The sequence below is a fragment of the Vibrio albus genome (assembly GCF_003144035.1).
Taxonomy (GTDB): Bacteria; Pseudomonadota; Gammaproteobacteria; order Enterobacterales; family Vibrionaceae; genus Vibrio; species Vibrio albus.
The window spans coordinates 206,128-215,817 of the sequence record NZ_QFWT01000009.1 but is presented as its reverse complement, the minus strand read 5'-3'; the positions used below and the strand labels follow the sequence as shown (position 1 = coordinate 215,817).

Sequence of the window (9,690 nt, the reverse complement as noted above, 5' to 3'; positions counted from 1 at the left end):
GCGACTGACTTTTAAATAGTGAGCGATCTGAGTGCGATTTTTTCCATCAACAAAATGGGAGATAGCGAGAAGTCTCGTGCGCATCCTAGCATCGGATGCTGAACGAATGAGTTTGGGGAAGTCTGGGATTGTCATATCAGCTCCTATTTGAAGCTGATGTTAGATCATAAAATTAGTGCGATTGGTATCACTTTGGCACGCAAACTAACAATCGGCTCAACGGGACAAAAATACGTACGATTTTTGGTTCGGTTTACTTTTGAGGTTTCGGCTGGTTAAATTGAGTGCATATGGTATTGGTTTTTGCCCATTAGCCGGGCGTTAGTTTGCGAAGCAAGTTTCACCCTAGCACATGGATTTTAGGGTGAATGTAGTACTATTGCAGGTGATTTTGTGGCAGTTGTGATTGACTCAGGACTGCAACAACTAAGATAAAGCCACTTTCTTTGGTAAAGTAAGCGGTATGTTTACCTATAGGGAAGTAAAAGCCGTTTGGGTATATTTCATTGCAACTTTTTCCTAAGCCAGGGTTATCGGCTAGCATCTGAAACCCAGCAAGTAGTGTTTGTTGATAGTTGTGCCACTGCAATTCGGAAAAGTTTTCTACGGTATAATTTTTCACTTTGCGCAGGTGAGACTGCGCTAAGTTGCTTAGCTTATATTTGTTTTTATCCATCAGAGAGTTACAGTGATTTCAGGAAGTTTTCACCATCAACGGCGGTGTCATTGTTTAGGTCTTCTTTTGCTGACTTGAAGCAGTGTTTAAGGTATTCAACTTTCATGGCCTCAAGTTCTTCAAAATCCCGCATAGACATAACAACGACAGTATCTTTGCTGTTTTTACTTACTTTTACTGGTTCGCGTTGAGCGCTTAGAAGCAACTCACCAAAATGTCGTTTGGCATCATTCGCGGTTAATGTGTGCATGGTTAAGTTCCCGATTCAGTGTTCATGTAGATTATAGCGTATCGCATTAAATGTACAGTTTAATTAAATCGCACGGTTTAGGCGAAATGCAAACTAACAAACGGCTCAACGGGACAAAAACACGCACGATTTTTGGTTTGGTTTGCTTTTGAGGTTTCGGCTGGTTAAATTGAGTGAATATGGTATTAGTTTTTGCCCGTTAGCCGGGCGTTATATGCCAGTAATCAAAAAGTCGATTGCAGCAATGATCTCATCCCTAAAGGTGCTTAGATCATTGATAGGATCTTGCAGGAATTTTGTTGGGACGCTGGCCATTTGGTGAGTTAGGATTACAAAATAACCTTCATCAAGATGGATTGTTGGACACAAATGGCTAGGTACCTTTTTCTCAAGTAACTCGAGCGGAGTTAAAGGAATAACTAAACGAGTATTCAATGTGTCTAGTAGCTCACTCTGAACATCAACAAAAAATGGATAGGCTGTAGCTGTGCTCTTATCGTTATTTTTATAAAGGGTAAATTGCGACATCAGAATACTCTGTATGAATCAGAAAATAGCCCGTGTTTTTCGGTAAGCTCATTACAAGCTTCAATGGCTTTAGCATTTTGTTCCAGCCATTCAGCTTTGAGTCGTTGGCTTACTTCTTTTTCCAATGCCTTTTCCATTGTTGCTGAAAGATTAATGTTTAGACGTTTTGCTTCTGCCAGCAACTCACTGTTAAGGCTAAGATTTGTTGCCTTTTTTGGTGTTTTCGTACTATGTATATTTCTCATAAAGTAACCTAATGCGTGCTTTAAATGCGCATTAAGTATAGGTGATGATAAGGCATATAACAAACAACTTAAAGGAACAAAAATACGCGGCATTTTTGGTTCGGTTTGGCTTTGAGGTTACGGCTGGCCCCGCCGGTACAAAATGCGTTTTTTAAATCCGGTAGCTCACCTCTTTTTTATCATAATTGAAAAGGGTTAATCTGATCGAAAAGCTCTGTCTTAGGGCTTGGTGCCAGCACCCGTTCATTTTATTGTTTGTTTAGGTGGGCATGGGTTGTAAGGTCTGGAGCCGCCTAACACATTTGTGTGCCACGACCTAATGAAAGAGCCAAACATGGAAAATTTCTTTGCTCATTTCAATGAACACCTAATAGAACATTTTTAGAGCCTGCTACAAATGATGGGTATGAACATACATAACAAACTGCTTTCAGGATGAATTCAATGAATAGGTCTACTTTAATAGCATTAATTATTTCACTGTTTTCGGCGATAATAGTGTTTTTGACTTTTTCTTATGGTAATACAAATTATTTAGATACACTGCTCGTTACACTCTTACTATCCAGCCCTCTGTTTATTATTTCTTTTATTCTTGTGATGTTTTGTAGGTCTAACTTTAGAGTTAATCATCCGATACTAAATAAAATTGCTATTTCCGCTTTTATTTTTACAGCACTTTTACACATCTGCTGGAACAGTTTTATGCTCCTAGATGTTTCTCAAAGAGGTGATTTAGGGCCTGGGCAAGGGTATTCTGGCTTGATCTTATGGTTCGGTAGTATTAAGACTGTTTTTTTGGGAAGTGCTGTTGGTATGTTTATACATTATACTTCCCTTCTGTTTAGAAAGTTAATTAGTAAATAACGGTGCTTGTTTACTTTCATTCACAGGGAAACATATTTTAATTCAGTTCAGTTCAGTTCAGTTCAGTTCAATTTTAGGGAGAGCGGTTGGTCAAGTTAACAGGTAATACTTATAAAGGGGAAAATATGCATGATAGAATAGTCTGGGTTGAGTCAGGATCGGTTTATTGTAGAAAGTCATCAATTCCGATGAAAGTAAAAAATATTGAAGAAATTTACGTCAAAGAGTATGACTTAAAAAATAAGATGAAGCGTTCATCTTTAATTTCGTTGGTGTTTAGTTTCCCTTTTTTTCTTATCCATCCGTTTATAGGTGCTTTTATTTTGCCCATTTTGTTTTGGGGAAGCTATAAGCTGACAAAGAAGTATGAGCTTCGAGTAACAATCTTCAATAATTCCGATATAGGTTGTGTTGAGTCTGGGCTGTGTTCATCAAATTATCGGGATGAGTTCGATGACGTTATATTACAGGTTAAATTGTCGCAACAAGTATAATGACCACTTTAGCGAATAAAAACATCTGGTATTTGGGGGCGCTTTTGTCCTAACATTCGAGATCTCTGACTGGATACGTTGGTTCAGGGAAGTGGGGCTGGCTTATGCTATTATGGCCTGCAATTGTGACACATTGAGTGTGCAGAAAATATTTTCTGCGGCAGACGATAACAAGCATACACCTGATTCTGTGGTGTCATAGCTAACACCTAATGAAAGAGACAGGGGGTATATTGGATAGTTTCAAAAGTAATGACCAGTATTTCGAAGCGTCATTTAAAAAGCTTGAACGAACAGACAGTCATTACACAGGCATTGAATTTGAAGAATGCCAGTTTTCGGATTGTGATTTTTCTGAAGTCAGGTTTAAGAGCTGTAAATTTATCAATTGTGAGTTTATTCGCTGCAATTTAAGTCTGATGGATTTGTCCAATACCAGACTGTTTGGCATGACATTTAAGGAGTGCAAACTGGTTGGTGTTGACTGGACCAAAGCTATCTGGCCGGCTTATCACCTTGATTTTGAGCTTAAGTTTGACTGCTGCGTACTGAATGATTCTTCATTTTTCGGACTGACCCTGAATGAACTTATTCTTTCTGAGTGTAAATTACATGATGTCGATTTCCGGGAAGGTGACTTTTGTGAATCAACGATGAACTTCTGTGACTTTTCACACAGCCTGTTTATGCGCACAAACCTGCGTAATGTCGATTTCAGTGATTCGACGGGTTATGTAATCAATGTGTTGGAAAACCAGGTATCTGGTGCAAAATTCTCAAGATATGAGGCGTTGAGTTTATTAGAATCGCTGGGAATAGAGTTAGTTGATTAGATAGAACAGAAGACTAAGTGAAAACAATGGGCCTGTTAGGTGATATGCGCTCTAAGAGCCTAGTGTAAGTTATTACAAGGCCCTGAATGAAGGGTAAAGTCTCAGCTTTGTGGTCTCCAGTCAGCCGCAGGTTAAGATCCTGCGGCTTTACTGTTATTGACGGGTCTGATGCCGGCGAATTGTGTCGTTCAGCTCCTGTTCCATTTCTGCTACTTTATCCGGCATCTGTCCGGCCAGGTTATTCAACTGACCAATGTCATCACGGAGATCATACAGTTGTGGCTCTGGCGTATTGCCTTTCTCGTTGCCGGTGTACTGACAGATAAAGTCGTCATCATGAGGAGGGATATAGGCATAGTGTTGATTGCGGAATACTTTCTTATACTGCATCCCTTCCAGGACCATAGAATCCCGGCCAACTTTGTCTTTACCCAGTAGCGTATCCGCAAGGGCAAGGCTATCCGGGGCTTCGTTGCTACATAGCGCCTGTCCTGTTAATTCTGCGAAGGTGTGGTACAGATCGACCTGATTATACAGCGCCTGAGATTCGCCCGGTTGTATTTTACCCGGCCAGCGGACGATAAAGGGTACCCGGGTACCGCCTTCAAACAGACTGTATTTTCCTCCACGCAACGGACCAGCCATCCGGTGTTCGCCATTCAGTTCGATGGCCTGATCTTTGTACCCGTCATTCAGAACCGGCCCATTATCACTGGAAAAGATCACGAGGGTCTTTTCAGTCAGATCCAGTTCATTCAGCTTGTTTAATACCTGACCAATACACCAGTCCATTTCTGCTATAACATCGCCTCGCACCCCATACGGTGTGGTATTACGGAATTTGGGATTAGGGATACGTGGCACATGAGGTTGGTGAAGTGCGTAGTAGAGGAAAAATGGCTCATCTTTGCTGGTTTCAATGAAATCAATCGCTTGGTCTGCAAAAATCTCGCCCATGGTTTCATCGTTCCATACGGCTGATTTCCCGCCACGCATATGGCCGATACGGCTGACACCATTGATGATGGTTCCATCGTGACCATGGTCATACATCATGTCCAGGAGTTCGGGGTTATTGCGACCGTTAGGAACATCGGCATACGCCTGATCCCAGTCATAAGTAACTTCAATCGGGTCATCAGGATCCAGATCTTCAACATGCCGGTTATTGATATATACACAAGGTACTCGATCATTGGTCGCGGCCATAATAAATGACTCATCGAAACCGACGTCATTGGGTGTACCGTCTATTGACTGATTAAAGTCCAGGTTCCCATTACCCAGCCCCAGGTGCCATTTGCCGACAATACCGGTCCGGTAGCCCGCTCTTTGCAGCATTTTCGGCATGGTAGTATCAGATTTTCCTATGATTTGAGGGGCATCTCCGGGTAATACGGCCGCATTAGGGTTACGCCATGGGTATGAGCCGGTAAGCAGGCTATAGCGTGACGGAGTACAGGTCGCCGCAGTGGCATACCCCTGATGAAACTTAAGGCCTTGCTCGGCGAGTTTATCCAGGTTAGGGGTGGGAATACCATTCGCTCCATAGCAACTGAGATCACCAAATCCAAGGTCATCGGCATAGATAATAATAATGTTAGGGTCGGCTGGTTTGGTCATTAATTATCCTTTTGTTCATTCAATAGCCAGAAATCAGCGCTGATCTTATAGCAAAGCCTATTCTCACTTTGCGTCTCTCTTCACGATCTTTAACAAAATTAAAATAATGTTTTATAAAAAATGATATAAAATTAATTTTTATAAAAGACAACTTCTACATAGACAGCTCCGGAACCTCTAAATGAAAGCTGATCCCATTACCGTAACAAAAGTAGCGGCAAAACGTCCTTTTCATGTCCTGGTGAAACCGGTAGGGCCGGTGTGTAACTTAGCCTGCGACTACTGTTTTTATCTGGATAAAACCGGGTTGTATCCCGGTAATACCTGCTTCGAAATGCGAGACGAGGTGTTGGTGGCTCATATCCGCAACTATATTGAGAGCCAGCCAGTACATTGTAAAGAAGTTACCTTTGGCTGGCAGGGAGGAGAGCCGACATTGCGTGGCGTGCACTTTTTCCGTCGGGTGGTGGCACTACAGCAGAAGTATGTCCGGCCGGGAATGAAGATTGTCAATACGTTGCAGACTAACGGTGTACTACTCAATGATGAGTGGGGCATCTTTTTAAAGCAGCATCATTTTCTGGTTGGTATCAGCATTGATGGCGATGAGGCGCTGCATGATCACTACCGAAAAACAAACAGCGGTAAGGGGTCGTATCAGAAAGTCATCCGTGGTCTTAAGTGTCTGCAGAAACACGGTGTAGACGTAAATGTGCTGACGGTCATCCAGCAGCACAATGGTGATCACGCCCGCCGAGTATATCAACATCTGGTCGGTCTGGGCGTCCAGTTTATCCAGTTTATTCCGGTGGTGGAACCGGAGCCGGGCAAAGGGGTTTCATGCCGAAGCGTAAGCCCTGAGCAGTTCGGGCGTTTCATGTGTGAGGTGTTTGATTGCTGGCGCGAGAACGATATTGGACGAGTGTTTATCAGTCACTTTGACAATGCTCTGGGCATGTCGCTGGGCATGCCGTCGTCTTCCTGTGTTCATGCTTCGGTATGTGGTGAGAATCTGGTGGCAGAGCACAACGGTGATGTGTACAGCTGTGATCATCTGGTTTTTCCATCATTCCGGCTGGGTAACTTAGCGCAGGCTGATTACCCGGATCTGATCGTAACACCGGTACAGCAACAATTTGCGGCCAGTAAGCCAGAGGCTGCTCGTTTGCATTGCCTTAATTGCCCGGTCAGAGGGCTTTGTAACGGAGCCTGTCCGGCTCAGAGGGTTGACGAGCATGGCGAGGTATCTTTTACATCCGGCCACTATCTGTGTAAGGGGTATTACCAGTTCTTCAGTCATATCAGCCCTTACCTCTCAGCTATGGGGCAGTGCCTGAGAAGAGGTCTGCCGCCAGCGAATTATCAACGATTTTTGTCGTTATAACACTGTCCGTATATCGCTATGTATTCAAGGAGTTAATTTGGGCATTTCATTAAACCAATGGTTTCATTCCGGTGAGTGTTTTACTGGCAGGGCTGCGACACTGAATGTGTTATCCGTTCTGGCTGAAAAACAACTGACACAGATCAAAGGAGAGGCGCTCAGTTGCCCCTCTGATTACAGCGGGGCCCATTATTCTCAACAGACAGCCCGTATTGAACACCTGAGTCGCTTACTCATGGGGGTCATCCCGGCCAGTACTGAACTGGCGTCAGTTTGTGCTGAGATCAGAGAACAGATCATTATCGGAACCAATCCGGAAAGCAACGGGTTCTGGCAATGGCCGGTCAATTATGATCAACGTGTTGTCGAAATGGTCGCTCTGGCCATGGCGCTGACAGATGCGCGACAACAGTTCTGGGAGCCTCTTAATATCGGGGAAAAACAGAACCTGACAGACTGGCTGTTAACCGTACAAACGCTGGAAATACCACCTAATAACTGGCGCTGGTTCCGGGTACTTATTCTGACGAGTCTGGACAAACTGGGCGTCGAGATCGACAGGAGTGTACTGGAAGAGGACCTTGACTTTATTGATGCGTTGTATGGGCAGGATGGCTGGTATCAGGACGGAGCCTCCGGTGTGTTCGATTATTATAATCCCTTTGCTTTTCAGCTGTATGCGCTGGTTTACTGTCGCTGGAACGGTTATAAAGGACCTCGCTGTGAGCGTCTGCTGCAACGAGCCTGTGAATTTGCACAAACTTATCAGGTCTGGTTTGGCAGTGACGGTCAGCAGCTCTGTTATGGCCGTTCTCTTAATTACCGTTTTGCCAGTCTGGCTTTCTGGGCTGAGATGGCTCGCTGTGAGCATCCGGCTGTGGACGTTACCCGAGCCCGTGCCATCTGGCATCACGGAATGCGCTGGTGGGCCGGTAAGCCTATCTGGGAAGAAAATGGTCAATTGCTCCCTGGTTATGCCTATCCGAATCTGCTGACGACGGAGTTTTATACCAGCCCGGTGTCACCACTGCTGGCCTTTAAGGCATTTAACGCGCTGGCTTTATCAGAGAATCATGCTTTTTGGCTCGCAGACGTGGCAGAGATTCCCTCAGTGCATTCGCCGACCTGGATTGGTGAGTCACACCTTGTCTGGCGTAATAGAGGCTGCTACCTGATGACAAACGGGCCGGCGAGCAGTGAACTGCGTCACTGTGAGGATAAATACAGTAAGTTTGCGTACAGCTCTGATCATGGCTTTAGTGTGGAGTCTACGCGCTGGATCGATCAGGGTTGGGCCGGGGATAATATAATGGCTGTTCAGCATCCGCAAACGGGTCAGTGGATAGGCAGGAGCCGGAATTTGTCCGCTTACCGGGAGGGGGATGCGCTGGTTTCAGTATGGAGCCCTTTTGACGGATGTACGATTAATGTTGTGCAGACCCTGCATGACGGAAAGGAAAGACGCCGGGTGGAAGTCTCTGCTGAGGAAGAGCTTCATCTTATCATCACAGGGTATGCGGTCGATAAATGGGTTCCATGGTATTCCCACCTTGAAGAGCAGGAGCCCAAGATATGCAGTAACCGGCTATTTAGTGAAATGAAAATAACGCAGGGGTCAGGGACGACACATATTTACCCATGTGCTCCGAATACGAATTTACTTTATATTCACGCTTGTGTTCCTGCAGTGGTTACACCTGTTACCAAAGGTAAATCGATTATAGAAGTCGAGTTGTTTGCTGGCTGTACTAAAAATTAGTGAGTGATACAACAAGATAATGGTAAGAAAGTCTTTTTTTTTATAGAACCTTGTTTTAAATTGATCCCAATTTTTAAAATAGGGTCTACGGACTCTATTTCTTTTTACTGTGTTGATAAGCTAATCTACAGATTGATATTCAACATGTTTATTGCTGCCTGTTGGCTATATGAACAAGCAATTAACAATATATAGGGAATAATAATGTCAAATGGCAAACAGCCTGAATCTGTTTCTTCGGTATTAAAAACATTTGCAATTTTACAGGCTCTAAGTACGCAAAAAGACATTGGAATCAGTGAGCTGGCACAAAAACTGATGATGTCTAAAAGTACCGTATACCGCTTTCTTCAGACCATGAAAACACTGGGGTATGTGGATCAGGACGGCGAAAGTGAGAACTATTCTCTGACTCTCAAACTATTTGAGTTAGGTTCAAGTGCTCTGGAGTATGTGGATCTTGTCGATATTGCGGATATTGAGATGCGCCGTATTTCTGAACTGACCATGGAAGCTCTGCACCTTGGTGCTCTTGATGGCGACAGCATTATTTATATTCATAAGATCGATTCAAAATACAACCTGCGTATGCAGTCTCGTATAGGACGCCGCAATCCACTGTATTCAACCGCAATTGGTAAAGTTCTGCTGGCGGAAAGATCCGAAGAGGAAGTACGTGACATTCTGGCGGATGTGGCGTTTGCTAAATCAACAGAGCTGACTCACGAGAATATCGATTCTCTGTTAAGTGAATTGCCGAAGGTTAAAGAGCAGGGGTATGGTGAAGATAACGAGGAGCAGGAAGTAGGGTTGCGTTGTCTGGCTGTCCCTGTTTATGACCGCTTTAACTGTGTCGTCGCAGGCCTGAGTATCTCTCTTCCTACGATCCGTTTTACTGACGAAAAGAAAGAAACGTATATCTCTGAACTGCATGCGGCTGCGGGACGGATTTCGGAGAAACTTGGTTGTCGTAACTATCCCCATAAAGGGTGATCCCACCGTCTTCTTCATACGTTAAGGCTCCGGATAAT

10 protein-coding genes are annotated in these 9,690 nt (G+C 44.1%); 5 read left to right on the top strand and 5 right to left on the bottom strand.

Annotated features, from left to right (window positions below; translation table 11 throughout):
• Positions 1-376 precede the first annotated feature (376 nt).
• The 4 genes from DI392_RS15910 to DI392_RS15895 all read right to left on the bottom strand — a co-directional run bounded on the left by DI392_RS15910 (position 377) and on the right by DI392_RS15895 (position 1,699).
• Complete coding sequence (locus DI392_RS15910) at positions 377-676, bottom strand: type II toxin-antitoxin system RelE/ParE family toxin (protein ID WP_109320671.1); 300 nt, start codon at positions 674-676, stop codon at positions 377-379.
• Between the two features lie 7 nt (positions 677-683).
• Positions 684-926, bottom strand: a complete 243-nt coding sequence (locus tag DI392_RS15905; protein ID WP_109320670.1) for a type II toxin-antitoxin system Phd/YefM family antitoxin — start codon at positions 924-926, stop codon at positions 684-686.
• Positions 927-1,136: 210 nt separating this feature from the next.
• Positions 1,137-1,454, bottom strand: a complete 318-nt coding sequence (locus DI392_RS15900) for a CcdB family protein (RefSeq protein ID WP_109320669.1) — start codon at positions 1,452-1,454, stop codon at positions 1,137-1,139.
• On the bottom strand, positions 1,454-1,699 hold the full coding sequence (locus DI392_RS15895; protein ID WP_109320668.1) for a type II toxin-antitoxin system CcdA family antitoxin: 246 nt from the start codon (positions 1,697-1,699) through the stop codon (positions 1,454-1,456). Before DI392_RS15895 ends, DI392_RS15900 begins: the two co-directional genes overlap by 1 nt.
• Before the next feature lie 953 nt (positions 1,700-2,652).
• On the opposite strand from DI392_RS15895, the gene DI392_RS15885 reads away from it, so the two are divergent.
• Both DI392_RS15885 and DI392_RS15880 read left to right on the top strand, forming a co-directional pair.
• Positions 2,653-3,060 (top strand): hypothetical protein, encoded by a 408-nt coding sequence (locus tag DI392_RS15885; RefSeq protein ID WP_245884104.1) that lies wholly within the window; start codon positions 2,653-2,655, stop codon positions 3,058-3,060.
• A gap of 233 nt (positions 3,061-3,293) precedes the next feature.
• Positions 3,294-3,893 carry a pentapeptide repeat-containing protein gene (locus DI392_RS15880; protein ID WP_109320691.1) on the top strand — a complete coding sequence of 200 codons (600 nt, stop codon included), beginning with the start codon at positions 3,294-3,296 and terminating at the stop codon, positions 3,891-3,893.
• Positions 3,894-4,046: 153 nt separating this feature from the next.
• Here DI392_RS15880 and DI392_RS15875 read toward each other — a convergent pair whose 3' ends face one another.
• Positions 4,047-5,516, bottom strand: a complete 1,470-nt coding sequence (locus tag DI392_RS15875) for a sulfatase family protein (protein WP_109320665.1) — start codon at positions 5,514-5,516, stop codon at positions 4,047-4,049.
• 181 nt (positions 5,517-5,697) lie between these two features.
• On the opposite strand from DI392_RS15875, the gene DI392_RS15870 reads away from it, so the two are divergent.
• From DI392_RS15870 to kdgR, 3 genes are all read left to right on the top strand, one after another.
• Positions 5,698-6,900, top strand: a complete 1,203-nt coding sequence (locus tag DI392_RS15870) for an anaerobic sulfatase maturase (protein WP_109320664.1) — start codon at positions 5,698-5,700, stop codon at positions 6,898-6,900.
• Between the two features lie 37 nt (positions 6,901-6,937).
• Entirely contained in the window at positions 6,938-8,659 is a 1,722-nt protein-coding gene (locus DI392_RS15865; RefSeq protein ID WP_181388446.1) for a DUF2264 domain-containing protein, read from the top strand.
• 204 nt (positions 8,660-8,863) lie between these two features.
• A complete protein-coding gene (gene kdgR / locus DI392_RS15860) occupies positions 8,864-9,652 on the top strand; it encodes a DNA-binding transcriptional regulator KdgR (protein WP_109320662.1) in 789 nt (262 codons plus the stop codon).
• Positions 9,653-9,690: the final 38 nt, after the last annotated feature.